Source organism: Rhizobium sp. CF080 (assembly GCF_000282095.2).
Taxonomy (GTDB): domain Bacteria; phylum Pseudomonadota; class Alphaproteobacteria; order Rhizobiales; family Rhizobiaceae; genus Neorhizobium.
Map to the genome: position 1 here is coordinate 15,268 of NZ_AKKC02000016.1, position 26,944 is coordinate 42,211.

Sequence of the window (26,944 nt, forward strand, 5' to 3'; positions counted from 1 at the left end):
TACCCCGGTCACTTCTGACCGGAGTACTTGGCCTGGATTTCGTTTGCTACGTTCGTCGGAACCGGTGCGTAGTGATCGAAGGTCATCGAGTACTGCGCACGGCCCTGGGACATGGAGCGCAGGTTGTCGACGTACTTGAACATGTTCGCAAGCGGCACATGGGCGTTGATCACGACGGCAATGCCACGTGCTTCCTGGCCCTGGATCTGGCCACGACGGGAGTTCAGGTCGCCGATAACGTCACCGACGTAATCTTCCGGAGTGACGACTTCGACCTTCATCATCGGCTCGAGGAGCTGGGCACCGGCCTTCTTGGCTGCTTCACGGAAGCAGGCGCGGGAGGCGATTTCGAATGCCAGAACCGACGAGTCGACGTCGTGGAAGGCGCCGTCGATGAGGGTCGCCTTGACGCCCAGCATCGGGAAGCCAGCCAGCGGGCCGGAAGACAGAACGCTTTCGATGCCCTTCTGGACGCCCGGGATGTATTCCTTCGGAACAGCACCACCGACGATCTTGGACTCGAACTTGAAGTCGTCGCCATCCGGGTTCGGTTCGAAGACGATCTTGACGCGCGCGAACTGGCCGGTACCACCGGACTGCTTCTTGTGCGTGTAGTCTTCTTCGTGCTTCTTCGTGATGGTTTCACGATAGGCAACCTGCGGAGCACCGACGGTGGCTTCGACCTTGAACTCGCGACGCATGCGGTCGACGAGAATGTCGAGGTGAAGTTCGCCCATGCCGGCGATGATGGTCTGGCCGGATTCCTCGTCGGTCTTGACGCGGAAGGACGGATCTTCGGCAGCCAGGCGGTTGAGCGCGAGGCCCATCTTTTCCTGGTCGCCCTTGGACTTCGGCTCGATGGCGATCTGGATGACCGGCTCGGGGAATTCCATGCGCTCGAGGATGACCGGCTTCAGCGGATCGCAGAGCGTATCGCCAGTGGTGGTTTCCTTGAGGCCTGCGAGAGCAACGATGTCGCCGGCGAAGGCTTCTTCGATGTCTTCACGGGAATTGGAGTGCATCTGCAGCATACGGCCGACGCGCTCGCGCTTTTCCTTGACCGTGTTCAACAGCGCAGCGCCCTTTTCGAGCTTGCCCGAATAGATGCGGCAGAAGGTGAGCGAACCGACGAAGGGGTCGTTCATGATCTTGAAAGCGAGCATCGAGAGAGGCTCGTTGTCATCGGCATGACGGTCGATTTCGGCTTCGGTCTTGACGTCGATGCCCTTGATCGCCGGAATGTCTGCCGGGGACGGCAGGAATTCGACAACGGCGTCGAGGAGCGGCTGAACGCCCTTGTTCTTGAAGGCGGAGCCGCAGAACATCGGGAAGAACTTGACGTCGATGGTGCCGCGACGGATGAGCGCACGGATCTTATCGTTGTCCGGCATGATGCCGTTCAGATAGTCTTCCATGGCCTGTTCTTCGATCTCGACAACGGTCTCGATCATCTTTTCGCGGAATTCTTCAGCGCGAGCCTTCAGGTCTTCCGGGATCTCGACGACGTCCCACTGGGCGCCGAGCGATTCATCGCGCCAGACGAGCGCGTTCATCTCGATTAGGTCGACAACGCCCTTGAACTCGGTTTCTGCGCCGATCGGGAGCTGGCAGACGACAGCGGTCGCGCCGAGACGGGTCTTGATCATCTCGACCGAGCGGTAGAAGTCAGCGCCGGTCTTGTCCATCTTGTTGCAGAAGATCATCCGCGGGACGTTGTACTTGTCGGCCTGGCGCCAGACAGTTTCCGTCTGCGGCTCAACGCCGGCATTGGCGTCGAGAAGAGCAACTGCACCGTCGAGAACGCGCAGCGAACGTTCGACTTCGATGGTGAAGTCGACGTGGCCGGGAGTGTCGATGATGTTGAAGCGGCGCATCTTGCCGTCACGGCCCTTCCAGAAGGTCGTGGTCGCAGCGGAGGTGATCGTGATGCCACGCTCCTGCTCCTGCTCCATCCAGTCCATCGTGGCTGCGCCGTCGTGAACTTCGCCGATCTTGTGCGACTTACCGGTGTAATAGAGGATACGCTCGGTGGTCGTGGTCTTGCCGGCGTCGATATGCGCCATGATACCGAAATTGCGGTAGTCTTCGATTTTATATTCGCGAGCCATAGGACTGCCTTTCGAAATTCGATCGGGTGAAGATTACCAACGGTAATGCGAGAATGCGCGGTTGGCGTCGGCCATCTTGTGCGTGTCTTCACGCTTCTTGACGGCACTGCCACGGTTGTTTGCAGCATCCATGAGTTCACCGGAAAGGCGATCAACCATCGTCGTTTCGTTGCGCTTGCGGGCAGCAGCGATCACCCAACGGATCGCGAGAGCCTGGCGGCGCTCCGGACGAACATCGACCGGAACCTGGTAGGTTGCACCACCAACGCGGCGCGAGCGAACTTCGACATGCGGCGCGACATTGTCGAGCGCCGAATGGAAGATACCCAGCGGGTCAGCCTTGGCCTTGCCCTGCACGACGTCGAACGCGCCGTAAACGATGTTTTCAGCCACGGACTTCTTGCCGTGGAGCATGATCGCATTCATGAACTTCGTGACGACCAGATCGCCGAACTTCGGGTCCGGGTTGATCTCACGCTTCTCTGCACTATGGCGTCGGGACATACTTCTCGTCTCTCAATTGTTACGGGCGCTTTACCACGCGGAGAACCTCGCGCAGCGCCGGATAAACCAAATTCCGAATTACTTCGGACGCTTCGCACCGTACTTCGAACGGCGCTGCTTGCGGTTCTTGACGCCCTGGGTGTCGAGAACGCCGCGGATGATGTGGTAGCGAACGCCCGGCAAGTCCTTGACGCGGCCGCCGCGGATCATCACGACGGAGTGTTCCTGCAGGTTATGGCCCTCACCCGGGATGTAGCCGATGACTTCGAAGCCGTTGGTCAGACGAATCTTGGCAACCTTACGCAGAGCCGAGTTCGGCTTCTTCGGGGTCGTCGTGTAAACGCGGGTGCAAACGCCGCGCTTCTGGGGATTTTCCTGCAGAGCAGGAACCTTGTTACGCTTTACGTTCGCCTGGCGAGGCTTGCGGATCAGCTGGTTTACGGTAGGCATTCAACCATCCCTTACGTTTTTCTCAGTACCCTTTCGGGCCGATCTGATGCCGTTTCCGGCGGCGGCACACACATTTCCTCATGCGCAAAACGTGGCCCGATCCGCTTTTCCGGATGGACCACAGAAAGCAGAGGACGCATTCCTCATGCGTCGTGCGTGCAGCATTCGTATCTTCAACGTGCGTATGGAACCGTGTCTGAGGCGTACTCCGGAACGAGTCGTTCCGAACGGGCAAGCCTCACATCGCTTCCGATGCGGGGCGTGTACTGTTTTCCCCCCTGCCCGTCAAGACCAAATCCTAATTTATTGCCCCGAACCCTTGGTTTCGGGGGCGAAAGGAGGGTTTCGGGACAAGGTTTCGTGAAATCTGACATGTCCTCGCGGATAATGTTTGGGAATCATCGCCGATCACACTAAAGAGTGCGGGAACCTTCCGTTCCGCCTCGTCTTCGGACGATACTAGGGAATCGCTTGCGGAGATGACCATGATCGCCACACCCGACAATGACAACAACCTCGACGGGCCGATGGTCTTCATCATCATCGGCAAGGGCTATGAGAAGAAGGGCGGCGAAGGCATCGAGCTGCATATCATGCTGCGCGCGCCGGATGACGATTCCGCCGTCCGCGAGGCGCTCAACGCGCTGTCCGAAGAGGGCTTCATCGAGGCCGACCTCGACCAGATCGGCGTCCTGACCGACGAACCCACCGAGGAGCCCCATGCCTCCGCCTACCAGGGTGCGCTCGAAGGCGAAGTGGCGATCATCCGCTTCGAGTAGTCTCGATCGACGAAGAGGCCTGGCTGTCCTCGCCTCTTTGTTTGCCGGCGGCCGCAAGAGTGCGGACCTGTTCCGTTTTTGCTTGTCTTTCCCAACCCTCACCAACAGCGACACGCCTGCGTTTCACCAAAAAATATGCATGAAGCCGCCGGCCAATCCCGGCGGCTTTTTGATGTCCATCCCCTTCCCGCTTGAAACGAAAAACCGCCCGGATCGCTCCGAGCGGTTTTGATTTCCAATGGCCAGTTACCGATTACTCGGCGGCCGGAGCCTTCTCGCCGGCAAGATCCTGGAGCATCGGGGTGGCGGACGAAGCGCCCGAACCCTTCTTGCGTTCTTCCAGGATGAGCTCGTCGCGCGAAGTGGCGATACGGCGGATCTGGGTCATGGTACCGCCAGTACCGGCCGGGATGAGACGGCCGACGATGACGTTTTCCTTGAGGCCCTGGAGCGTGTCCATCTTGCCGGCGATCGCAGCTTCCGTCAGCACCTTGGTCGTTTCCTGGAAGGAAGCGGCCGAGATGAAGGACGGGGTCTGCAGCGACGCCTTGGTGATGCCGAGCAGAACCGGTTCGCCGTAAGCGGGCTTCTTGCCTTCTTCGACGAGACGCTCGTTGGCTTCGTCCAGTTCGATCCGGTCGACATTGTCACCGACGATATACTGGCTGTCGCCAGCATCGGTGATCTCGACCTTCTGCAGCATCTGACGGACAATCACCTCGATGTGCTTGTCGTTGATGACAACGCCCTGCAGACGATAGACTTCCTGGATTTCGTTGACGAGGTAGGAAGCGAGTGCTTCCACGCCCTTGATCGCCAGGATGTCGTGCGGGGCCGGATTGCCGTCGAGGATGTAGTCGCCCTTTTCGATGTAGTCGCCTTCCTGAAGATGGAAGGGCTTGCCCTTCGGGATCAGGTATTCGACCGGTTCGACACCGTCTTCCGCCGGCTCGATCATGACGCGACGCTTGTTCTTGTAGTCGCGGCCGAGGCGGATCGTACCATCGATCTCAGCGATGATGGCGTGATCCTTCGGACGACGGGCTTCGAAGAGCTCGGCGACGCGCGGCAGACCACCGGTGATGTCCTTGGTCTTGGCGCTTTCCATCGGCACACGGGCAAGAACGTCGCCCTGGGAGACCTTGGCACCCGGCTCGACCGACAGAATGGCGTCGACCGACAGGTTGAAGCGGGCTTCGCCACCGCGGGCCAGCTTCATGATGTTGCCGGACGCGTCCTTGATGACGATCGCAGGCTTCAGGTCGGTGCCGCGCGGCGTCGAACGCCAGTCGATGACCTGACGCTTGGTGATGCCGGTGGATTCGTCGGTCGATTCCGAAACCGAGATCGAATCGACCACGTCCTCGAACTGAACCGTACCTTCGACTTCTGTCATCATCGGGCGTGTGTAGGGATCCCACTCTGCCAGACGCTGACCGCGACGAACCTTGTCGCCGTCATCCACGAACAGCTTCGAACCGTAGGCTACGCGCTGCGAGGAACGCTCGACGCCGCGCTCGTCAAGGATGGTGACCGCCATGTTGCGGCCCATCGCGACGAGAACGCCTTCGGAGTTCCGCAGCATGTTGCGGTTCTTGATCTGGATCGTGCCTTCGTACGACGCTTCCAGGAACGACTGGTCGACCACGTTTGCCGTACCGCCCAAGTGGAAGGTACGCATGGTGAGCTGGGTTCCCGGCTCGCCGATCGACTGAGCAGCGATGACGCCGACGGCTTCGCCCATGTTGACCGGCGTACCACGGGCCAGATCTCGGCCGTAGCAGACCGAGCAGACGCCCGTCTGGACTTCGCAGGTCAGTGCCGAACGGATGCGGATCGACTGGATACCAGCCTTTTCGATCTCGATGACATCCGGCTCGAGGATCATCTTGCCGGCATCGACGATGCGGGCACCCGTGACCGGATGATCGATATCGTCGAGTGCAGTACGGCCGAGAACACGAGCGCCGATGGAAGCCACGACCTGACCGGCGTCAACGATCGCCGTCATGGTGAGGCCGCTTTCGGTACCGCAATCGACGAGGTTGACGATGCAGTCCTGCGCGACGTCGACGAGACGACGGGTCAGGTAACCGGAGTTCGCGGTCTTCAAGGCGGTGTCTGCGAGACCCTTACGGGCACCGTGGGTCGAGTTGAAGTACTCGTTAACGGTCAGGCCTTCCTTGAAGTTCGAGATGATAGGCGTTTCGATGATCTCGCCCGAGGGCTTGGCCATCAGGCCACGCATGCCGCCCAGCTGGCGCATCTGGTTCGGAGAACCACGTGCACCCGAGTGGGACATCATGTAGATGGCGTTCATCTGCTTCTGGCGACCGGTCTCCGGATCGAACTCGACAGCCTTAATGCGGGCCATCATGTCTTCCGCGACCTTTTCGGTTGCCTTGCCCCAGGCGTCGACGACCTTGTTGTACTTTTCGCCCTGAGTGATCAGGCCGTCATTGTACTGCTGCTCGTATTCCTTGACCAGGGTTTCGGTGTCACCGACGATCTTCGCCTTGGTTTCCGGGATGATCATGTCGTCCTTGCCGAACGAAATGCCGGCGCGGCAGGCATGCGTGAAGCCGAGCTGCATGATGCGGTCGCAGAAGATCACCGTGTCCTTCTGACCGCAGTGACGGTAGACCGTGTCGATCATCTTGGAGATGTTCTTCTTGGTCATTTCCTGGTTGCAGGTCTCGAACGGCACGTTGACGTTCTTCGGCAGAAGTTCGCCGATGATCATGCGGCCGGGGGTCGTTTCATAGATCTTCGACACCAGCTTGCCGTCGGCATCCAGGGTCTTGAAGCGGCCACGGATCTTGGCATGCAGGGTGACGATCTTGTTTTCCAGAGCGTGGTGCAACTCGCCCATGTCGGAGAAGGCCATGCCTTCGCCCGGCTCGTTCTGGTTCATGATCGCCAGATAGTAGAGGCCGAGAACCATGTCCTGTGACGGAACGATGATCGGTGCACCGTTTGCCGGATGCAGGATGTTGTTCGTCGACATCATCAGCACGCGGGCTTCGAGCTGGGCTTCGAGCGACAGCGGCACGTGAACGGCCATCTGGTCACCGTCGAAGTCGGCGTTGAAGGCCGTGCAGACGAGCGGATGCAGCTGGATTGCCTTGCCTTCGACCAGGATCGGTTCGAAGGCCTGGATGCCCAGGCGGTGCAGCGTCGGTGCGCGGTTCAGGAGGACCGGATGCTCGCGGATGACCTCGTCGAGGATATCCCAGACTTCCGGCTTTTCCTTTTCAACCAGCTTCTTGGCCTGCTTGACGGTCGAGGAGTAACCCTTCGCGTCGAGGCGGGCGTAGATGAACGGCTTGAAGAGTTCGAGCGCCATCTTCTTCGGCAGGCCGCACTGGTGCAGCTTCAATTCCGGACCGGTCACGATGACCGAACGGCCGGAATAGTCGACGCGCTTGCCGAGCAGGTTCTGGCGGAAGCGGCCCTGCTTGCCCTTGAGCATGTCGGACAGCGACTTCAGCGGACGCTTGTTGGCGCCGGTGATGACGCGGCCGCGACGGCCGTTGTCGAACAGCGCGTCCACGGATTCCTGCAGCATGCGCTTTTCGTTGCGGATGATGATGCCCGGAGCGCGCAGTTCGATCAGGCGCTTCAGACGGTTATTACGGTTGATGACGCGACGATAGAGATCGTTGAGGTCCGAGGTCGCAAAGCGGCCGCCATCAAGCGGAACCAGCGGGCGCAGGTCCGGCGGGATGACCGGGACGACCTTCATGATCATCCATTCCGGGCGGTTGCCCGACTCCATGAAGTTCTCTACGATCTTCAGGCGCTTCATCAGCTTCTTCTGCTTCAGATCCGACGTGGTGTCGGCAAGTTCCGAACGCAGGTCGCCGGCGATCTTTTCGAGATTCATCGAAGCGAGCATCTCATAGATGGCCTCGGCGCCGATCATCGCCGTGAACTGATCTTCGCCGAACTCGTCGACGGCGATCATGTATTCTTCTTCGGAAAGAAGCTGGTTTTCCTTGAGCGAGGTGAGGCCCGGCTCAGTGACGATGTAGTTCTCGAAATAGAGAACGCGCTCGACATCCTTCAGCGTCATGTCGAGAAGGGTCGAGATGCGCGACGGAAGCGACTTCAGGAACCAGATATGGGCGACCGGAGCGGCGAGCTCGATATGGCCCATGCGCTCACGACGAACGCGCGACAGCGTGACTTCGACGCCGCACTTTTCGCAGATGATGCCCTTGTACTTCATGCGCTTGTACTTGCCGCACAGGCACTCGTAGTCCTTGATCGGCCCGAAGATGCGCGCGCAGAAGAGGCCGTCGCGTTCCGGCTTGAACGTACGGTAGTTGATGGTCTCCGGCTTTTTGATTTCGCCGTAGGACCAGGAGAGAATCTTCTCCGGAGACGCGATCGAGATGCGGATCGAGTCGAAGTGCTGTGCAGGCACCTGCGGATTGAAAAGATTCATGACCTCTTGGTTCATGCCTATCTCCTTTAGGGGCGGAAGCCCTCGGCTGGCGATCGATACGGTCCGAATTCCCGGGAGGGACCGCTCGATGCTCTAAAACAGTATTAGCCGCGAAATGCGGCAAAAATCCCCCTAGCCTTCGGTGCGAACCGGAGGCGGGAGTGGCGCGCGCCCATTCCTGGCGCGCGCCGGCTTTTGTTCTTATTCGGCTGCGTCCGGAAGCTGAGCGGCATTCGCCTCGTCGATCTTCGAGTTCTCAAGCTCGACGGACAGGCCGAGAGAGCGCATTTCCTTGACGAGAACGTTGAAACTCTCCGGAATGCCTGCCTCGAACGTGTCGTCGCCGCGCACGATCGCTTCGTAGACCTTGGTACGGCCGGCCACGTCGTCCGACTTCACGGTCAGCATTTCCTGCAGCGTGTAGGCAGCGCCGTAGGCTTCGAGCGCCCAGACTTCCATTTCGCCGAAGCGCTGGCCGCCGAACTGCGCCTTGCCGCCGAGCGGCTGCTGGGTGACGAGCGAGTACGGACCGATCGAACGCGCGTGGATCTTGTCGTCCACAAGGTGGTTCAGCTTGATCATGTACATGTAGCCGACAGTCACCTTGCGGTCGAACTGCTCGCCGGTACGGCCGTCATAGAGGACCGACTGACCGGACGGATCCAGGCCCGCCTTGGTCAGCATCGCTGCGACGTCCGGCTCATGCGCGCCGTCGAAGACCGGCGTCGCAATCGACAGACCACGCTTGGACTGCTCGGCCAGGCGAATGAGAGAGTCGTCGTCGAAGCTTGCAACTTCGGCGTTTGCCTCACTTTCATAGGCTTCCGTCAGCTCTTTCTTCAGGTCGGTGATGTCGTTCGACCTGCGGTACTCTTCGAGCATCGCACCGATGCGCTTGCCCATGCCGGCGCAAGCCCAGGCCAGGTGCGTCTCGAGGATCTGGCCGACGTTCATGCGCGAAGGCACGCCGAGCGGGTTCAGAACGATGTCGACATGCGTACCGTCTTCGAGGAACGGCATGTCCTCGACAGGTACGATGCGCGACACGACGCCCTTGTTGCCGTGACGGCCGGCCATCTTGTCGCCCGGCTGGATCTTGCGCTTCACAGCGACGAAGACCTTGACCATCTTCATGACACCCGGAGGCATTTCGTCGCCGCGCTGGACCTTTTCGACCTTGTCCATGAAGCGCTGTTCAAGGCGCGACTTGGATTCGTCGTACTGGCCGCGAAGCGCTTCGACTTCGCCCTGCACCTTTTCGTCCTCGACTGCGAACATCCACCACTGCGAGCGGGGATATTCGGAGATGACGGCGTTGGTGAGCTCGATGCCCTTCTTGAAGCCCTTCGGACCGGCAACCGACATCTGGCCGCGCAGCATGTCCGTCAGACGGCCATAGACGTTGCGGTCGAGGATTGCCTGTTCGTCGTCGCGGTCCTTGGCGAGGCGTTCGATTTCCTCACGCTCGATCGCCATGGCGCGTTCGTCCTTCTCCACACCGTGACGGTTGAAGACGCGGACTTCGACGACCGTGCCGAACGTGCCCGGAGGCATGCGCATGGAGGTGTCGCGAACGTCGGAGGCCTTTTCACCGAAGATGGCGCGCAGAAGCTTTTCTTCCGGCGTCATCGGGCTTTCGCCCTTCGGAGTGATCTTGCCGACGAGGATGTCGCCCGGCTGGACTTCGGCGCCGATGTAGACGATGCCGGCTTCGTCGAGGTTCTTCAGCGCTTCTTCCGAAACGTTCGGAATGTCGCGCGTGATTTCTTCCGGACCAAGCTTGGTGTCACGCGCCATCACTTCGAATTCTTCGATGTGGATGGAGGTAAACACGTCGTCCGACACGATGCGCTCGGACAGCAGGATCGAGTCTTCGTAGTTGTAGCCGTTCCAGGGCATGAACGCGACGAGCGCGTTGCGGCCGAGCGCCAGGTCACCGAGGTCCGTCGACGGACCGTCGGCGATGATGTCGCCCTTGTTCAGGATGTCGCCGACGGCGACCAGCGGACGCTGGTTGACGCAGGTGTTCTGGTTCGAACGCTGGAACTTCTGCAGACGATAGATATCGACGCCCGACTTCGACGGATCGAGGTCTTCGGTGGCGCGGATAACGATACGCGTCGCGTCGACCTGGTCGACCACGCCACCACGGCGGGCAGCGATCGCCGCGCCGGAGTCGCGGGCAACGACCGGTTCCATGCCGGTGCCGACGAACGGAGCTTCAGCCCGCACCAGCGGCACGGCCTGACGCTGCATGTTCGAGCCCATGAGAGCACGGTTGGCGTCGTCGTTTTCCAGGAAAGGGATCAGAGCGGCCGCGACCGAGACAAGCTGCTTCGGCGAGACGTCCATCAGGTTGATGGTGTCGCGCGGTGACAGCATGACTTCGCCGGCATGACGGCACACGACGAACTCTTCAAGGAACGAACCGTTCTTGTCGAGCGGAGCGTTCGCCTGTGCGACGTAGTACTTGGCCTCTTCCATGGCGGAGAGGTAAAGCACTTCCTTCGTCACGACGCCGTCGATGATCTTGCGGTACGGGCTTTCGATGAAGCCGTACTTGTTGACGCGGGCAAAGGTCGCAAGCGAGTTGATCAGACCGATGTTCGGGCCTTCCGGCGTTTCGATCGGGCAAATACGGCCGTAATGGGTCGGGTGAACGTCGCGGACTTCGAAGCCGGCGCGCTCGCGGGTCAGACCACCCGGGCCAAGTGCCGAAAGACGGCGCTTGTGGGTGATTTCCGAAAGCGGGTTCACTTGGTCCATGAACTGCGACAGCTGCGAAGAACCGAAGAATTCGCGAACCGCGGCAGCAGCCGGCTTCGCGTTGATCAGGTCCTGCGGCATGACGGTGTCGATTTCGATCGACGACATGCGTTCCTTGATGGCGCGCTCCATGCGGAGCAGGCCGAGGCGATACTGATTTTCCATCAGTTCGCCGACAGAACGGACGCGGCGGTTGCCGAGGTTGTCGATATCGTCGATCTCGCCCTTTCCATCGCGCAGTTCGACCAGCATCCGGACCACGGCCAGGATGTCGTCCTTGCGCAGCGTGCGGACGGTGTCGGCGACTTCGAGGTCGAGGCGCATGTTCATCTTGACGCGGCCGACGGCGGAGAGGTCGTAACGCTCCGAGTCGAAGAACAGCGAGTTGAACATGGCTTCGGCCGATTCCATGGTCGGCGGCTCACCCGGACGCATGACTCGGTAGATGTCGAACAGAGCGTCCTGACGGTTTTCGTTCTTGTCGGCCGACAGCGTGTTGCGGATGTAGGCGCCGACATTGATATGGTCGATGCCGAGAACCGGAACTTCGTCGAAACCTGCATTGAGGATGACCGGCAGGGTCTTTTCGTCGATCTCGTCGCCGGCTTCGAGGTAGATCTCGCCGGTTGCCGCGTTGACGATGTCTTCGGCAAGATAGTTGCCGTAGATGTCGTCATTGGTTGCCTTCAACGCCTTGAGGCCCTTGTCCGTCAGCTGACGGAGAAGGCGCGGCGTGAGCTTCTTGCCGGATTCGACGACCACTTCGCCGGTATCGGCGTCGATCATGTCGGAAAGGGTCTTTGCACCCTTGAGGGTCTCCGGCTGGAACGGAATCCGCCAGCCATCGCCGTCGCGCTGATAGGACGACTTCGTATAGAAGGTCGACAGGATTTCTTCGCCGTCCATGCCGAGCGCCATCAGCAGCGAGGTCACGGGGATCTTGCGGCGGCGGTCGATACGGGCGTAGACGATATCCTTGGCGTCGAATTCGATGTCGAGCCAGGAACCGCGATACGGAATGACGCGGGCAGCGAAGAGCAGCTTGCCGGAAGAGTGGCTCTTGCCCTTGTCATGGTCGAAGAAGACGCCCGGCGAACGGTGCATCTGGGACACGATCACGCGCTCGGTGCCGTTCACGATGAACGTACCGTTGTCGGTCATGAGCGGCATGTCGCCCATGTAGACCGACTGTTCCTTGATGTCCTTGATCGACTTTGCGCCCGTATCCTCGTCGATATCGAATACGATCAGGCGCAGCGTCACCTTCAGCGGCGCAGCATAGGTCAGATCGCGCTGACGGCATTCTTCCACGTCGAACTTCGGCAGTTCGAATTCGTAGGACACGAATTCGAGCATGGAGGCGCCGGAAAAATCGGTGATCGGAAAGACCGACCGGAAGACCGCGTTCAGACCTTCGTCCGGACGGCCGCCCTTCGGTTCATCGACCATCAGGAACTGATCATAGGATGCCTTCTGAACCTCGATGAGGTTCGGCATCTCCGTGACTTCGGGGATTTTTCCAAAAAACTTGCGTACGCGCCTGCGACCATTAAAGGAAAGGGTCTGAGCCATCGTCGCTCCTTCAAACTTGCATCCGGGCCTGCAACGGACGGGGTTCGATGGCCAGTCGATCCCGTCGATCAATGGGTATTCTCAATCTCGTCCCACCTCTCGAACACGCCAGGCCGGATTGCCTTTTCGGTTCGATTCGGGACCATCCTCTTGAGAACCCATTACCCAAGAGCCGTTTTTGACGGTTCTTGGGTAATCAGTTCCAAGGAAGAACACCGGGAGAGGAGCAATCCCCTCTCCCGGCGCATTCCGATATTACTTAACGTCGACCTTGGCGCCGGCGTCCTCAAGCTTCTTCTTGAGGTCAGCGGCTTCAGCCTTGTTGACGCCTTCCTTGACAGCCTTCGGAGCGGCTTCAACGAGATCCTTGGCTTCCTTGAGGCCCAGGCCGGTGATGGCGCGGACTTCCTTGATGACGTTGATCTTGTTGGCGCCGGCATCAGCGAGGATGACGTCGAACTCGGTCTTTTCTTCTTCAACAACGGCAGCAGCAGCGCCACCGCCAGCAGCAGCAACAGCTACCGGAGCAGCTGCAGAAACGCCCCACTTCTCTTCGAGCAGCTTGGAAAGCTCAGCAGCTTCCAGAACGGTCAGAGCAGAGAGGTCTTCAACGATCTTTGCGAGATCAGCCATTTTACTAGTTCCTTATATTCGGTTCGAACTTGATTTGGGTATGAACAGCGAAAAACCGCCTTAAGCGGCTTCCTCGTCCTTCTTGGCGTAGGCCGCGAACACGCGGGCAAGCTGACTTGCCGGTGCGGCGACAACCGTAGCAACGCGGGTGGCCGGGGCATTCAAGAGGCCCAGCAGCTTTGCGCGAAGCTCGTCCAGCGAAGGCAGGGTCGCAAGCGACTTGACCGCATCCGCAGTGAGCGTGGTTGCACCCATGGAACCGCCCAGAACAATGATCTTGTCATTGGTCTTGGCGAAATCCATGACGACCTTCGGAGCCGTTACCGGGTCTTCGCTGAATGCGATCAGCGTCTGACCCTTGAAGAGATTTGACATCCCTTCCGACTCCGTACCCTGAAGAGCGATCTTGGCCAGACGGTTCTTCGCGACTTTGACGGTGCCGCCAGCAGCGCGCATCTTCGAACGAAAATCGTTCATCTGCGCAACTGTGACACCAGCATAGTGGGCCACGACAACCGAACCGGAAGCCTTGAAGACTTCGTTCAGCTCCGTGACAAATTCGCGCTTTTCCGCTCTTTCCACTGTCTGTCTCCAGTTGACGGGACCGCAATCCTGCAGGCCCCATCGGGTTGCCTTTGCCTCAAGGGATCCGTGTATAGGACCCCAAGCGACGCTTGAGGATCCTGTCCCCTCGCTCTGTCGCCGTAAGGCTCCAGGCACAAGGCACACTAGGCTCGAACCGAATTCGCGAGGCGCATAGCACCTCAAAAATCTCGGGTCTTACCCGTCTCATGCAGGCAAAAGTGATTAAGGGATAACCACCTGCAATCTCGGACAGGAATTCCGGATTTCTCCGGAAATTCCCGGTCTCGAAGGACCGGGAATTCATGCGACCGGAGCCCGAAAGCTCCGGCAAATCTTTAAGCCGTGACCGTCGACGGGTCGATCTTGACGCCCGGGCCCATGGTCGAAGAGATGGCTACGCGCTTGACGTAGTTGCCCTTGGCGCCAGCCGGCTTGGCCTTGATGACCGCATCGGCAAAAGCCTTGATGTTCTCTTCAAGAGCCTTGGCTTCGAACGAGGCCTTGCCGATACCGGCATGGATGATGCCAGCCTTTTCGACGCGGAACTCGACAGCACCGCCCTTGGAAGCCTTGACGGCGCCCGTGACGTCCATGGTGACGGTCCCGACCTTCGGGTTCGGCATCATGCCGCGGGGGCCGAGAACCTTACCGAGACGACCGACGAGCGGCATCATGTCCGGGGTGGCGATGCAGCGATCGAAGTCGATCTTGCCGCCCTGGACGATTTCGACGAGGTCTTCGGCGCCGACGATGTCTGCACCGGCGGCCTTGGCTTCGTCAGCCTTGGCGCCACGTGCGAAAACGGCGACGCGAACGTCACGGCCGGTGCCGTTCGGCAGGTTGACTACACCGCGGACCATCTGGTCTGCGTGACGCGGATCAACGCCGAGGTTCATGGAGATTTCGACGGTTTCGTCGAACTTCGCCGTGGCACGAACCTTGACCATCGAGATGGCTTCCGTCAGGGCAACCAGCTTGGTCGGGTCGACGCCTTCGCGGATCTTCTGAATACGCTTTGCAAGCTTTGCCATGTTAAGCCACCACTTCCAGGCCCATGGCGCGGGCGGAGCCCTCGATCATGGCCATTGCGCCTTCGATGTCGGCAGCGTTGAGATCCTTCATCTTGGCTTCAGCGATCGTCTTGATCTGAGCCTTGGTGAGGGTGCCAGCCTTGGCGCCCTTGCCCGGGGTCTTGGAACCCGAGGTGATCTTCGCTTCCTTCTTCAGCCAGTAGCTGACCGGAGGCTGCTTCATCGCAAACGTGAAGGACTTGTCCTGGAAATAGGTGATGACGACCGGAATCGGCATGCCCTTTTCCATTTCCTGCGTGGCGGCGTTGAACGCCTTGCAGAATTCCATGATGTTGATGCCGCGCTGACCAAGTGCAGGACCGATCGGCGGGGACGGATTGGCCGACCCTGCCTTCACCTGCAGCTTGAGCTGGCCCATAACTTTCTTAGCCATAACTCTCTGCCTTTCGAGAGACCGGTTACCCGGCTCATTAGAGACCGGTTTCCCGGTCCGACATGCCGGCTTTCGCCGACGGCTGCGGTTGCGTGGTTCGGCCAAAGTGCCCGGCTAAGGCACCGTTCCTCCCACGCGCTTGCGGCAAACGCCGCACGAGGCCCGCTGAACAAACAGCAGGCCCCATTTCGAAACTCATCAGACCTTTTCGACCTGAGCGTATTCCAGCTCGACCGGGGTCGCACGACCGAAGATCGAGACTTCGACCTTGAGGCGGGAGCGCTCTTCGTCGACATCCTGAACGGTGCCGTTGAAGGACGCGAAAGGACCGTCGGATACGCGAACCTGCTCGCCGATCTCGAAGGTGATCGAGGATTTCGGCCGCTCGACGCCCTCCTGGACCTGGCCCAGGATACGCTCTGCTTCGAAGTCCGGGATCGGGACCGGCTTGTTGTCGGAGCCGAGGAAGCCGGTGACCTTCGGGGTGTTCTTGATCAGGTGATAGGCTTCGTCGGTCAGGTTGGCCCGAACCATGACGTAACCCGGAAAGAACTTGCGCTCGGAATCAACCTTGCGGCCGCGTCGCACCTCGACGACCTTTTCGGTCGGCACGAGGATCTTTTCGAACAAATGCTCAAGCCCCTTCTGGCGAGCCTTGTTCTCGATGTCCTCAGCCACCTTCTTCTCAAAATTAGAATATGCGTGGACGATGTACCAACGCGCCGCCATCTTCATTCTCCAGAATCAAACGCTGACGTTCAGTACGAGACGTAGCAGCCAGCCCATAAGCTGGTCGGCAGCGAAGAAAAACAGCGCAGCGAACACAACCATAACCAGAACCATGGCCGTGGAGATCATGGTCTCGCGACGAGACGGCCAATGGATTTTCGTCGCTTCGGAGCGCACTTGGCGCAGAAACGTAACGGGATTGGTTTTGGATGCCATAGATTGTCCACGCAATTACGGCACGTAAAGCTGAACTCGCTCAGCCCCACGCACCGCGTGTCTGTTTTGACCTACATAAACACCCCTTCCCCTTTACACAAGAGGGAAAACAGTGTTCGATGAAATTTCGCCGTTTTGCACGGCGGCCATTTCCCGACAATTCCGCTGCGGATAATCTCGCGCCAATCATCTGAAAGTGGCAGGGGCGGCCGGGCTTGAACCGACGACCTGCGGTTTTGGAGACCGCCGCTCTACCAACTGAGCTACACCCCTTCAACCCTGGCGAACCCTCAACCGGAAACTCCGGCCTGCCGCCAACTGGCTAGGCGCTCCCTTTAAGGGGATGCGCTGCGCTTTGCAAGAGCATTTTTGAATATCGGGACGTTCTACCTGAGCTTTCGGCCGGACCTGTCGGATACGTCCGCAAAGCGGGCGACCGAAAGCGCCGGCTCCGCGCCGCCACCAAGAATTTCCTTGCCCGGCAACTCGATTCCGCCCGGCAACAGCCCGGAGGAATGGGGCTTTCGTTCAGGCGATACCGGCAGGCGCCGCCAGGAAAGGCGCGGCGGCCGCGCCACATAGGCGTCCGGCTGATTGACCAGGCCGCCCGAGATACGGGCGATGATTCCCTCGATGCCGTGCTTGCGGCCTTCCCTGTTGTAGAAATTGCCCTTCACCTGGATGCTGCCGGCGAGCGCCTTGATGAAATCGGCGAGCAGCTGCGAATCGATCGGCTCCGGATGACGCCAGAAGCTGTCGATGCCCCCCTGATGGGTGAGGCCCGGCACGTCGTAGACCGCGGCTCCTACAGCGATCGTCGGGATCCCGGCCCGGAGGCTGTGCATCGCCGTCGTCGAATTGACGACGATGGTGCCGTGCGAATTGCGCAGGATGGTCGGCAGATCGCCCTTTTCGATGAAGACCACCCTGCCCTGAACCCGATGGCGTGCCGCAAGCCGCGTGACGACCTTGCGCCAGTCTTCCAGATCGTTGTCGAGCGGATGCTGCTTGACGATCAGCCGGCTGTTTTCCGGCGCATGACGGGCAAAGGACTGGATCGTCTGCTCCAGCATCTGAGAGAGATGCCGGTAAGGCGAGTTGGCGCGGATCTGATAGTCGCTCTGCAGCTGGAGGGCGAGAAGGTAATTCTTCTTGGACTTGTCGTCGAAGAAACCTTCCGGCAGGTCATGCCGCGGCCGGAACATGCGCGGCAGCCAGGAAAGATAGTCGAACAGCGGATCGTAATATTTGTCGGACCGGTAGAACGGGAACATCGGTCGGCCGAAATAGGCGGCGAGATTATAGACGACCTCGTTGGTGGCCTCCTGGCTGAACGTGTGGCCGAAATGCGCCTTGAGGTCGGGAACACCCACCTTGGCGGCGATCTGCCGGATATGTTCCGGGTCATTGGGAAAATGGGAAAATCGCCCCATGCCGTCCCGTTCCAGGGTGATCCAGTCCGGTCTCAGATAGCCGAATTCCACCGCATGACAGCGGACACCCAGCTTGCGGGCAACATGTGCCGCAAGGCGGTGATAGGGAAGCCGGTCGGCATAATAGAGGACGTCGGTAAAGCCTTCGCGGCGGATCAGATCCGCCAGATAGCGCGGCCACGCCCGCAGCGTGCCGCGATAATTGATGGCGCCGCGCTTTCGCCAGTAGAGCTGGTCGCCGAAGGAGAAATTGACACGCTTGGTTGCGATCCCCTGCGTCTCGAACGCATCCGCCAGTTCGCGCCAGAATACGGAAGGTGGCCCTTGCAGGAACAAGACTTTCGTCATGCGGAAACCAGTGCTGGTTGTGACTCGGATCTTACAAAAGCGATTTCATTTGCGAAATTTGTCGATAAGTATCAGCGGCATCTTTCAACAAGGCAGCTTCCCTCGTCAATGCCAAACCCGACGCCCGCAGTTTTTCCAACAGGTTGTGTGACATGAACACCCGCACGTTCCTGTTTCTCCAGGGGCCGGCTTCGCCGTTCATCAGGCTGCTGGCCGAAGCCGTTGAAAAGAAAGGCGCTTCCGTCCGTCATATCGGCCTCTGCCTCGGAGATATGGCGTTTTGGTGGCCAAGGAAGGGGGATTTTTTCTCAGGTCGCGCGAATGATTGGCGTATGTATCTCAAAAGTTACATTCGCGATCACAATGTTACGGACATTGTCATGTTGGGTGATGGCCGCTTCCCGCATGCGACTGCGGCCGAGATCGGCGTGGAGGATGGAATTCGGGTCCATGTCCTCGAACACGGCTATCTCCGGCCCGACTGGCTGACGATCGAGCCGGACGGCATGTCGGCCCATTCGCGCTTTCCCCGCAGCCCCGGCGAAATTGAAGCACTGGCTGCCGGCACACCGACCATCATGCCCGGCGGCCTCTACCGGTCGAGCTTCCTCACCTATGCGCTCTACGATCTCGCCTACCATGTTCCGAACGTGCTTCTCGGCTGGCTCGTCCATCGCCACTACCGGACGCATGGGCCGGTGCATCCGGCGGTGGAATATGGCGGCTGGATCTGGAAGGCGCTGACCGTCGCCAAGCGTCGCCGAGAGGCCAAAAAGATGATCGACGCCTGCCTGTCACCCGACGCGAATGGGCATGCGCACTTCTTCCTGTTTCCGCTGCAGTTGCCGGGCGACTACCAGATCCGCAGCCAGTCACCGGGCGGAGACCTGCTCAAGCTGGTGGATGCCACGATCGCGTCCTTCGCCCGGCATGCGCCTCCCGGAAGCCGGCTGCTCTTCAAGGTGCACCCGATCGACAACGGTCTGTCCCGCTGGGCCGCCCGAATAGGCGACGCAGCCAAGCGCCATGGCGTCGCGGACCGTGTGTTCGTGGCCGACGGCGGCAGTACTGACGACCTGATCCGAAGGTCGGCGGGCATCGTCACCGTCAATTCCACGGTCGGACTGACGGCAATCGGTCTCGGCAAGCCGGTGATCGCGCTGGGCTCGGCGATCTACGATGTGCCGGGCCTCACCTTCCAGGGCAGCCTTGCCGCCTTCTGGCAGCGCCCGACGCCGCCCGATGCGGATCTGTTCGACGCCTTCACCCGCGCGCTTGCGGCAACGACCCAAGTTCGTGGCGGCTTCGTCGGCAGCGAAGCGATCCGCGCCGGTGTCGAGAACGTCGCCGAGCGGCTCCTGGAAACCGAAGACAGACTTCCCCTCGTCTTCCGCAAGCCGCGCGGCAAAACGCATTTCCGTTACGAGAACGAGCTCTTTTCGGCAGGCTGACTCCGGGTGAGCCGGCCGATTGACTCATAGTCAGGCCCAAAAGCAAAAGGCCCCGCCGTCGCCGGCAGGGCCTTTCTCAATTCTAGTGTCGCGATCGATTACTCGACGATCGAAGCAACGATGCCTGCGCCGACGGTGCGGCCGCCTTCGCGGATTGCGAAGCGCAGCTTTTCTTCCATCGCGATCGGAACGATCAGCTCGACGGCAACGGTCACGTTGTCGCCAGGCATGACCATTTCCGTGCCTTCCGGAAGCGTCACGATGCCCGTCACGTCCGTCGTGCGGAAGTAGAACTGCGGACGGTAGTTGGTGAAGAACGGCGTATGACGGCCGCCTTCTTCCTTCGTCAGGATGTAGGCTTCAGCCATGAACTTCTTGTGCGGCTTGACCGAACCCGGCTTGCACAGAATCTGGCCACGCTCGACGCCGTCACGGTTCACGCCGCGAACCAGTGCGCCGATGTTGTCGCCGGCCTGGCCCTGATCGAGCAGCTTGCGGAACATTTCAACGCCGGTCACCGTCGTCTTCGAGGTCGGGCGGATGCCGACGATCTCGACTTCTTCGCCAACCTTGACGATGCCACGCTCGACGCGGCCGGTGACGACCGTACCACGGCCCGAGATCGAGAACACGTCTTCGATCGGCATCAGGAACGGCTGGTCGATCGGACGCTCAGGCGTCGGGATGTAGGCATCGACGGCGGCCATCAGTTCGCGGATCGCGTCTTCGCCGATCTTCTTGTCCGAATCTTCAAGAGCGGCCAGAGCCGAACCCTTGACGATCGGAATGTCATCGCCCGGGAAGTCATAGGACGACAGCAGTTCGCGCACTTCCAGTTCGACGAGCTCGAGAAGCTCGGCGTCGTCAACCTGGTCGACCTTGTTGAGGAACACGACGATCGCCGGAACGCCGACCTGACGGGCAAGCAGGATGTGCTCGCGGGTCTGCGGCATCGGGCCGTCGGCAGCCGAGCAGACCAGGATCGCGCCGTCCATCTGCGCGGCACCGGTGATCATGTTCTTGACGTAGTCGGCGTGGCCGGGGCAGTCGACGTGGGCATAGTGGCGGGCCGGCGTCTCATATTCGACGTGCGCCGTCGAAATGGTGATGCCGCGCGCCTTTTCTTCAGGAGCCGCGTCGATCTGGTCATAGGCCTTGTACTCGCCGAAGTACTTCGTGATCGCGGCCGTCAGCGACGTCTTGCCATGGTCAACGTGACCGATCGTGCCAATGTTGACGTGCGGCTTGTTGCGCTCAAACTTGCTCTTTGCCATTGAATGCTTCCTGTGAACATAAGGGTGGACCCGGCGACCGGGTTTGGTGTCGCCGTTTAAGGCTTTCCACTAGAATGCGCAAGACATAATTACGACGCGCGCCCGGACAAGGGGAGCAGGCGAAATCGCACGGAAATCGTTCGCAGACGGCGCGGTTCGCAGCATGCCTGGCAGCGGACAACACCGTTCCATGACAGCCGCAAAACAAAGAGCCGACCGTCATCCCTCGAAGCGGGAGACGGCCGGCCCTATAATCCTTGAGCGCCGGAGCGGGCTGTTACTTCGCCGGCTTCAGCGAGTTGATGAGCGCCAGCAGTTCCGGGCCGTGCTTTTCCTGCTCGCCCTTGGTGCCCCAATAGGTGATGACGAGAAGCTTGTCCGGCTTCGGCGCGACGAGCGAGACGCCGATCGAGACGGCACCGTCCTTGTCCTTGCCGCTCCAGTCCAGGTTGATCATCTTCATGCCGTTGAACGTGTCTTCGGACTGCTTCTGGGTAGCCGGATCGACCGTGACGCCATTCTCGTCCAGGAAGGAGAACACGTCCTCGATGACCTTGTCGGTGGTCTCGGAGGTCGCGACATCGATCGAGAGATAGATCGCATCGTCATCGGAATTCGCCTGGATGCCGCTATCGGTTTCTTCAGGGTTCCATGCATCCGGAATGGTGATCTGCGCGACGGGTTCGGCGCTCGGGAAAAGCAGGGTCGCGGCAAACGACGGAGACGACAGGAGCGTCGTCGCAAGGACTGCGGCGGCAAGTATTTTCTTCATGGACAAAGTTTCCATAGCTGGTGGTGAGACGGCCTCGATGCCGGCCAAAATGCTTCTAACGAGAATGCTTTAAAAAGTTGCGAGCGTCACCACGACAATGCGGGGCGATCAGAGGAAATCAGGATTCCACCCAAAAAAAGTACAACCGAAATCGCGATGTCTTCATGTGGCGATGAAGCGCGATATTTCAGCTATCACGGACAGCAGACGGCCCGTCCCGAACCCGCAGGCCGACGACCTCAGCAGAGGCGCCGAGATCCCATCGAACGGGGGATGTTTCAGTCTTCTCATGATCTTGAAAATGGAGCGGGTAGCGGGAATCGAACCCGCGTATTCAGCTTGGAAGGCTGCTGCTCTACCATTGAGCTATACCCGCGGTGTGGTGTCCGATCAGAGACGAATGGTGGAGAGAGTTGGATTTGAACCAACGTAGGCTGAGCCAACGGATTTACAGTCCGTCCCCTTTAACCACTCGGGCATCTCTCCAGTTTTTCGTCCGGATCGTGAGACCAAGTTCGTCAGACCGTGAAGCTTGCCGCCCCTCGATCTGCGCCGCGTATATGACCGCCTCGTTCTCGTCTGTCAACACGAGGAAGACGCAAAAATGACGAAAATAAATCAGTCCCTCTTTCGGCCCGCCTCCCCGTCGAGGGCTTTGCCCGGAGAGCGAGGATGGCTATAAGGCCTGATGAGCAAGGACGACAAAGAAGACAAATCCACCCGCGACACCCATTACGCGACGCTCCGGCGCGCCGTGCGCGATGCCAGGCGCGAGCGTGGCGAAATTCCGACGCCGCCGCTGAAGCGGCCGAAATCCAACAAGGACTGGAAGCCGCCGCAGCTCCAGCCGGAACAGGTCTTCCTTTACGGCCTGCACACGGTGCGCGCGGCCCTCGACAACCCCGAGCGCAAGCTCATCAAGCTGTCGGTGACGCAGAACGCCTTCGCGCGGCTCGAGATCGGTGAACCGGAGACGCTGTCCTTTCCGGTCGAATTCGTCTCGCCGCAGGATATCGACAAGGTGCTCGGCCCCGAAGCCATCCACCAGGGTGTGATGCTGGAAACACGCCCCCTGCCCGTTCGGCGCTTGGAAGCCTTGAAGGCAAGTCCGCTCCTGCTGGTCCTCGACCAGGTGACCGACCCGCACAATGTCGGCGCGATCATGCGCTCAGCCGTCGCGTTCGGCGCGGGCGCGGTCATCACCACCCAGAGACATAGCCCGACCGAATCCGGCGTGCTCGCCAAATCGGCCTCCGGGGCGCTGGAACTCATACCTTATATACAGATCACCAATCTCGCCGACGCGATCGAAGAACTGCATCGGCTCGGTTTCCAGACGATCGGTCTCGATTCGGAAGGCCCAGCCCCGCTCGAAGGCACGTTTGCCGGCGGCCGGATCGCGCTGGTGCTGGGTTCGGAGGGCAAGGGCCTGCGGCAGAAGACCCGCGAGACGGTCACCGCACTCGCCCGCCTCGACATGCCGGGCGCCATAAAGTCGCTCAACGTCTCGAACGCCGCCGCGATCGCGCTTTATGCGACACGGCAGCATCTCGCCAAGGCCGGCTGACCCGGCCGTTTAAGACTCCCATGCGCGGGGCAAACGTGTCATGGGAAGTCTTCGCAACTGATGTGACCGCCCGCCATGGAATTGATGCTCGCCACATTCGAAAAAGCCGCGCTTCTCGCCGGCAAGGCCATCCTGGACATCTACAGGGCAGGCCCCAGTACGAGCTACAAGGCCGACCGGTCTCCGGTCACGGAGGCGGACGAGCGGGCTGAGGAGATCATCCTCGCCGAGCTCTCCCAAGCTTTTCCGGAGATTCCGGTCATCGCGGAGGAATCGGTCGCGAGGGGACGTATCCCATCGATCGAGGGACGCTCCTTCATCCTCGTCGATCCGCTCGACGGCACCAAGGAGTTCATCAACAAGCGCGAGGATTTCACGGTCAACATCGCTCTCATCGAGAACGGGGCGCCGGTCGTCGGCGTTGTTTATGCCCCTGCCCTCAAAGTCGCCTATCTCGGCGGCGGCGATCGGGCGGAAAAACTCGTCATCGATGACGATTTCGGAGTGGCCAGCCGGGCGCCGATCGTCGCAAGGCGCGTCGAGACACGGCCGGTCTGCGTCGCGAGCCGCTCGCACAATTCCGCCGAGACCGAGGCCTTTCTTGAAAAGGCCGGTGCCGCCGACATCCGCAGTATCGGCTCCTCGCTGAAATTCTGCCTGTTGGCGGAGGGTGTCGCCGACCTCTATCCCCGCTTCGGCCGGACCATGGAATGGGATACGGCCGCCGGCGATGCCGTGCTCCGTGCCGCAGGCGGCAGCACCGTGACGACCGATGGCAGGCCGCTCACCTACGGCAAGACCGGCCGCGCCGGCAATCTGGATTTCGCCAATCCCGATTTCATCGCCTGGGGATCGCGGCCCGCAAATACCTAGCATCGTCGTCCTATTGTCATCATTCGGTGACATTGCCCATGGAGCCGACTGCAGGATGCAGCCGCCACAACAGGCCGATCCGATGCGTTGCATTCCCTTTCGGATGCGCTTAGGAAGCCGCTGCGCGTGAGATTACCGAGCAAAGATGAGGATTATTGATGCGTATCGTGATGGTTGGATCAGGTTATGTCGGCCTCGTGTCGGGAGCCTGCTTTGCGGATTTCGGACATGACGTGATCTGTGTCGACAAGGCTGAGGAAAAGATCGAGGCGCTGAAAAAGGGCGTCATCCCGATCTTCGAACCGGGCCTCGACGATCTGGTCGAATCGAACGTCAAATCCCGTCGCCTTTCCTTCACCACCGAGCTCGGCCCGGCGGTGGCCGATGCCGATGTCGTCTTCATCGCAGTCGGCACGCCATCGCGCCGCGGCGACGGCCATGCGGACCTCGGCTACGTCTATGCCGCAGCCAAGGAAATCGCCGAAGCGCTGACCGGCTTCACCGTCATCGTCACCAAGTCGACCGTCCCGGTCGGCACCGGCGACGAAGTGGAGCGGATCATCCGCGAAACCAATCCGGATGCGGATTTCGCCGTCGTCTCCAACCCGGAATTCCTGCGCGAAGGCGCTGCGATCGAGGACTTCAAGCGTCCGGACCGCATCGTCGTCGGCCTTTCCGACGAGCGTGCTCGCGGGGTGATGACGGAAGTCTATCGTCCGCTCTATCTCAACCAGTCGCCGCTCCTCTTCACCAGCCGCCGCACGTCCGAGCTGATCAAATATGCCGCCAACGCCTTCCTGGCGATGAAGATCACCTTCATCAACGAGATGGCCGACCTCTGTGAGCGCGTCGATGCCGACGTCCAGGACGTTTCGCGCGGCATCGGCCTCGATGGCCGCATCGGCTCGAAATTCCTGCATGCCGGTCCCGGCTATGGCGGCTCCTGCTTCCCGAAGGATACTTTGGCGCTCGCCAAGACCGCCCAGGACTATGACAGCCCGGTGCGCCTGATCGAAACGACCATCGCCGTCAACGACACTCGCAAGCGCGCCATGGGCCGCAAGGTGATCGCGGCCGCCGGCGGCGACGTGCGTGGCAAGAAGGTCGCAGTCTTCGGCCTGACCTTCAAGCCGAATACCGACGACATGCGCGACAGCCCGGCGATCGCCGTCGTCCAGACGCTGCAGGATGCCGGCGCGATCATTTCAGGCTACGATCCGGAAGGCATGGAAAACGCCAGGCAGATGATGGATATCGAATTCGCCAGCGGCCCCTATCAGGCCGCTGAAGGCGCAGATGTCGCGGTTCTCGTCACCGAATGGAACGAGTTCCGGGCGCTCGACCTGGAGCGGCTGAAATCCGTCATGAAGAGCCCGGTTCTCGTCGACCTGCGCAATGTCTATCGGGCGCGGGAGGTGGAAGCGCATGGCTTTGCCTATACCGGCGTCGGCAAGGTGCACTAGGCAGTCCCCAAGGCGTCGGGATTGAAGGCACCGGCCTGGAACCTTGGGCTTTGCGCGAGGGGTGTCCCGTATGACCACGGAAGCGAAAATCACTTGGGTCTTGGCGCCGCTGCTGATGGCGGCGCCGGCTTTCGCCCAGACCGAACCGATCCGGTCCGCCGAACAGCACATATCCTGTTCGGCCTTCTATTCGATGCGCGAGGTCATGGCCAGGGAGTTCGGCAAGAGCGGCCTGACCGCCGGCCTCGTACCCCGCGATGAGGAGCATATGCATGCCGCGCTGCTGATCCTGCAGGATATTGGCTATCCGCGAGACGGCACCAGCGCGCTCTTCGAGAGACAGACGCAGCAGATGCTGGAAAGGACCCAGTCGATGACGGAGACGGATTTCGCCGCGCTGGACCGGTCCTGCCAGTCGCTTCTGGAACAATCCAGGCGATAGACAATCCGGTTCTGAATGTTCCTGGTGTGGAAGGCTTTCAAGCGGCGGCTTGATTGGGCATATTGCATGCCGATGATGTTTCGCCATCTCATGCAGACAGGCTTGGCCTTGTCATTGGCAGTCCCGCCCCATGGCGGGAGCATTGCGGCTGCCGAAGACCCCGCCGCTCCCGAATGCCGATACGAGCGTGCGGCGTCGGGCGGCATGGACCGGCTCTGCATCCGCGCCGAAACCTACAATGAGGATCTCTGCCAGGTGATGGAGCGGCTCGCCGTGACGAACGGGCTGCCCCCGGAATTTTTCGCGCGCCTGATCTGGCGCGAAAGCCTGTTTCGAGCCAATGCAGTGAGCCCGAAAGGCGCCGAGGGCATCGCCCAGTTCATGCCGGGAACTGCCAAGATCCGGGGGCTGGCAAACAGTTTCGATGTCGCCGAAGCGCTTGTCGCGTCCGCTCTCTATCTCGGCGATCTCCGCAACCGTTTCGGCAATCTCGGCCTTGCCGCCGCGGCCTATAATGCGGGAGAAGCCGGCCTGGAAACCTTCCTGAAAGCCGGGCGATTGCCGATCGAGACGCGCGACTACGTGTTTGCGATTACCGGCCATTCCGCCGAGACATGGAAGGACAATCCGCCGAAGGTGGCGGCTCAGGCTCTCGATCCCGGAAAATCCTTCATCGACGGCTGCGTGCGGCTCGCCAATACACGGCGGCTCAACGAGACCGTCCTGATCGCCTCGGCGGATTGGGCCCCATGGGGCGTGCAGCTTTCGGCCCACTACAATCCGAATATGGCCAGCCAACTGTTTGCCAACACGATCGGCAGGCTGCCGGCGCCGCTCAACTCGGAACGGGCGCTCGTCGTGCGGCAGAAACGCGGCAATTTCGGCTATCGCCCGCGCTACGCAGCCCGGATCGGCCGCGCCACCAGGGCCGAGGCGACTGATTTGTGCGCGAGGATCAGGGCACAGGGGGTGTCTTGCACAGTGTTCAGGAATTGAAGCCGCATTAGAGTGCGGAGCGGGGCGTTCAAACTACCTCCCGCGCAGGAATGGAGATCAACAGTTTTG

General features: G+C 60.4%; 21 protein-coding genes and 3 tRNA genes. 7 read left to right on the forward strand and 17 right to left on the reverse strand.

All coding sequences use genetic code 11. The annotated features are described in order from the left end of the window. Nucleotides 1-8: 8 nt before the first annotated feature. From fusA to rpsL, 3 genes are all read right to left on the reverse strand, one after another. Nucleotides 9-2,108 (reverse strand): elongation factor G, encoded by a 2,100-nt coding sequence (gene fusA / locus PMI07_RS30380; protein WP_007755830.1) that lies wholly within the window; start codon nt 2,106-2,108, stop codon nt 9-11. Nucleotides 2,109-2,141: 33 nt separating this feature from the next. Next, nucleotides 2,142-2,612 (reverse strand): 30S ribosomal protein S7, encoded by a 471-nt coding sequence (gene rpsG / locus PMI07_RS30385; protein ID WP_007755828.1) that lies wholly within the window; start codon nt 2,610-2,612, stop codon nt 2,142-2,144. Nucleotides 2,613-2,690: 78 nt separating this feature from the next. Beyond that, a complete protein-coding gene (rpsL, locus tag PMI07_RS30390; RefSeq protein WP_003547537.1) occupies nt 2,691-3,062 on the reverse strand; it encodes a 30S ribosomal protein S12 in 372 nt (123 codons plus the stop codon). A 485-nt stretch (nt 3,063-3,547) separates the two neighbouring features. On the opposite strand from rpsL, the gene PMI07_RS30395 reads away from it, so the two are divergent. Continuing rightward, nucleotides 3,548-3,841, forward strand: coding sequence for a hypothetical protein (locus PMI07_RS30395; RefSeq protein ID WP_007755824.1), 294 nt, complete (start codon nt 3,548-3,550; stop codon nt 3,839-3,841). A gap of 253 nt (nt 3,842-4,094) precedes the next feature. Here the strand turns inward: PMI07_RS30395 and rpoC are convergent, their stop codons facing one another. The 10 genes from rpoC to PMI07_RS30445 form a co-directional block, all read right to left on the reverse strand. Further along, complete coding sequence (rpoC, locus tag PMI07_RS30400; RefSeq protein WP_007755822.1) at nt 4,095-8,306, reverse strand: DNA-directed RNA polymerase subunit beta'; 4,212 nt, start codon at nt 8,304-8,306, stop codon at nt 4,095-4,097. 186 nt (nt 8,307-8,492) lie between these two features. Continuing rightward, complete coding sequence (rpoB, locus tag PMI07_RS30405; protein ID WP_007755820.1) at nt 8,493-12,629, reverse strand: DNA-directed RNA polymerase subunit beta; 4,137 nt, start codon at nt 12,627-12,629, stop codon at nt 8,493-8,495. Between the two features lie 255 nt (nt 12,630-12,884). Further along, entirely contained in the window at nt 12,885-13,262 is a 378-nt protein-coding gene (gene rplL / locus PMI07_RS30410; RefSeq protein ID WP_024164302.1) for a 50S ribosomal protein L7/L12, read from the reverse strand. Nucleotides 13,263-13,322: 60 nt separating this feature from the next. Continuing rightward, a complete protein-coding gene (gene rplJ / locus PMI07_RS30415; RefSeq protein WP_007770609.1) occupies nt 13,323-13,844 on the reverse strand; it encodes a 50S ribosomal protein L10 in 522 nt (173 codons plus the stop codon). 338 nt (nt 13,845-14,182) lie between these two features. After that, nucleotides 14,183-14,878: a 50S ribosomal protein L1 gene (gene rplA / locus PMI07_RS30420; protein WP_007770611.1), complete on the reverse strand. Its 696-nt coding sequence runs from the start codon at nt 14,876-14,878 to the stop codon at nt 14,183-14,185. A gap of 1 nt (nt 14,879) precedes the next feature. After that, nucleotides 14,880-15,311 carry a 50S ribosomal protein L11 gene (gene rplK / locus PMI07_RS30425; protein WP_007770613.1) on the reverse strand — a complete coding sequence of 144 codons (432 nt, stop codon included), beginning with the start codon at nt 15,309-15,311 and terminating at the stop codon, nt 14,880-14,882. Between the two features lie 198 nt (nt 15,312-15,509). Beyond that, nucleotides 15,510-16,040: a transcription termination/antitermination protein NusG gene (gene nusG, locus PMI07_RS30430; RefSeq protein ID WP_007770615.1), complete on the reverse strand. Its 531-nt coding sequence runs from the start codon at nt 16,038-16,040 to the stop codon at nt 15,510-15,512. A 15-nt stretch (nt 16,041-16,055) separates the two neighbouring features. Next, nucleotides 16,056-16,256 (reverse strand): preprotein translocase subunit SecE, encoded by a 201-nt coding sequence (gene secE, locus PMI07_RS30435; protein ID WP_007770617.1) that lies wholly within the window; start codon nt 16,254-16,256, stop codon nt 16,056-16,058. 197 nt (nt 16,257-16,453) lie between these two features. Then, nucleotides 16,454-16,529: transfer RNA gene (locus PMI07_RS30440), tRNA-Trp, on the reverse strand. Nucleotides 16,530-16,642: 113 nt separating this feature from the next. Further along, nucleotides 16,643-18,037, reverse strand: a complete 1,395-nt coding sequence (locus tag PMI07_RS30445; protein WP_007770619.1) for a capsular biosynthesis protein — start codon at nt 18,035-18,037, stop codon at nt 16,643-16,645. A 380-nt stretch (nt 18,038-18,417) separates the two neighbouring features. On the opposite strand from PMI07_RS30445, the gene PMI07_RS30450 reads away from it, so the two are divergent. Beyond that, nucleotides 18,418-19,488, forward strand: coding sequence for a capsular biosynthesis protein (locus PMI07_RS30450; RefSeq protein ID WP_245277257.1), 1,071 nt, complete (start codon nt 18,418-18,420; stop codon nt 19,486-19,488). 98 nt (nt 19,489-19,586) lie between these two features. Here the strand turns inward: PMI07_RS30450 and tuf are convergent, their stop codons facing one another. The 4 genes from tuf to PMI07_RS30470 form a co-directional block, all read right to left on the reverse strand. Continuing rightward, complete coding sequence (gene tuf, locus PMI07_RS30455) at nt 19,587-20,762, reverse strand: elongation factor Tu (RefSeq protein WP_024164301.1); 1,176 nt, start codon at nt 20,760-20,762, stop codon at nt 19,587-19,589. A gap of 277 nt (nt 20,763-21,039) precedes the next feature. Further along, nucleotides 21,040-21,534 carry a hypothetical protein gene (locus PMI07_RS30460; RefSeq protein WP_007770655.1) on the reverse strand — a complete coding sequence of 165 codons (495 nt, stop codon included), beginning with the start codon at nt 21,532-21,534 and terminating at the stop codon, nt 21,040-21,042. A 302-nt stretch (nt 21,535-21,836) separates the two neighbouring features. Then, nucleotides 21,837-21,910: transfer RNA gene (locus PMI07_RS30465), tRNA-Gly, on the reverse strand. A gap of 25 nt (nt 21,911-21,935) precedes the next feature. Beyond that, a tRNA-Tyr gene (locus tag PMI07_RS30470) sits at nt 21,936-22,020 on the reverse strand. 202 nt (nt 22,021-22,222) lie between these two features. Between PMI07_RS30470 and rlmB the strand changes: the two genes are divergently transcribed. The 5 genes from rlmB to PMI07_RS30495 all read left to right on the forward strand — a co-directional run bounded on the left by rlmB (nt 22,223) and on the right by PMI07_RS30495 (nt 26,875). Further along, nucleotides 22,223-23,101, forward strand: coding sequence for a 23S rRNA (guanosine(2251)-2'-O)-methyltransferase RlmB (gene rlmB, locus PMI07_RS30475; RefSeq protein WP_007770654.1), 879 nt, complete (start codon nt 22,223-22,225; stop codon nt 23,099-23,101). Between the two features lie 84 nt (nt 23,102-23,185). Further along, nucleotides 23,186-23,974: a 3'(2'),5'-bisphosphate nucleotidase CysQ gene (gene cysQ, locus PMI07_RS30480; RefSeq protein ID WP_024164303.1), complete on the forward strand. Its 789-nt coding sequence runs from the start codon at nt 23,186-23,188 to the stop codon at nt 23,972-23,974. 158 nt (nt 23,975-24,132) lie between these two features. After that, a complete protein-coding gene (locus PMI07_RS30485) occupies nt 24,133-25,437 on the forward strand; it encodes a UDP-glucose/GDP-mannose dehydrogenase family protein (RefSeq protein ID WP_007770651.1) in 1,305 nt (434 codons plus the stop codon). A gap of 70 nt (nt 25,438-25,507) precedes the next feature. Then, nucleotides 25,508-25,879: a hypothetical protein gene (locus PMI07_RS30490; RefSeq protein WP_007770650.1), complete on the forward strand. Its 372-nt coding sequence runs from the start codon at nt 25,508-25,510 to the stop codon at nt 25,877-25,879. A 108-nt stretch (nt 25,880-25,987) separates the two neighbouring features. Beyond that, on the forward strand, nt 25,988-26,875 hold the full coding sequence (locus PMI07_RS30495) for a transglycosylase SLT domain-containing protein (RefSeq protein ID WP_245277258.1): 888 nt from the start codon (nt 25,988-25,990) through the stop codon (nt 26,873-26,875). Nucleotides 26,876-26,944: the final 69 nt, after the last annotated feature.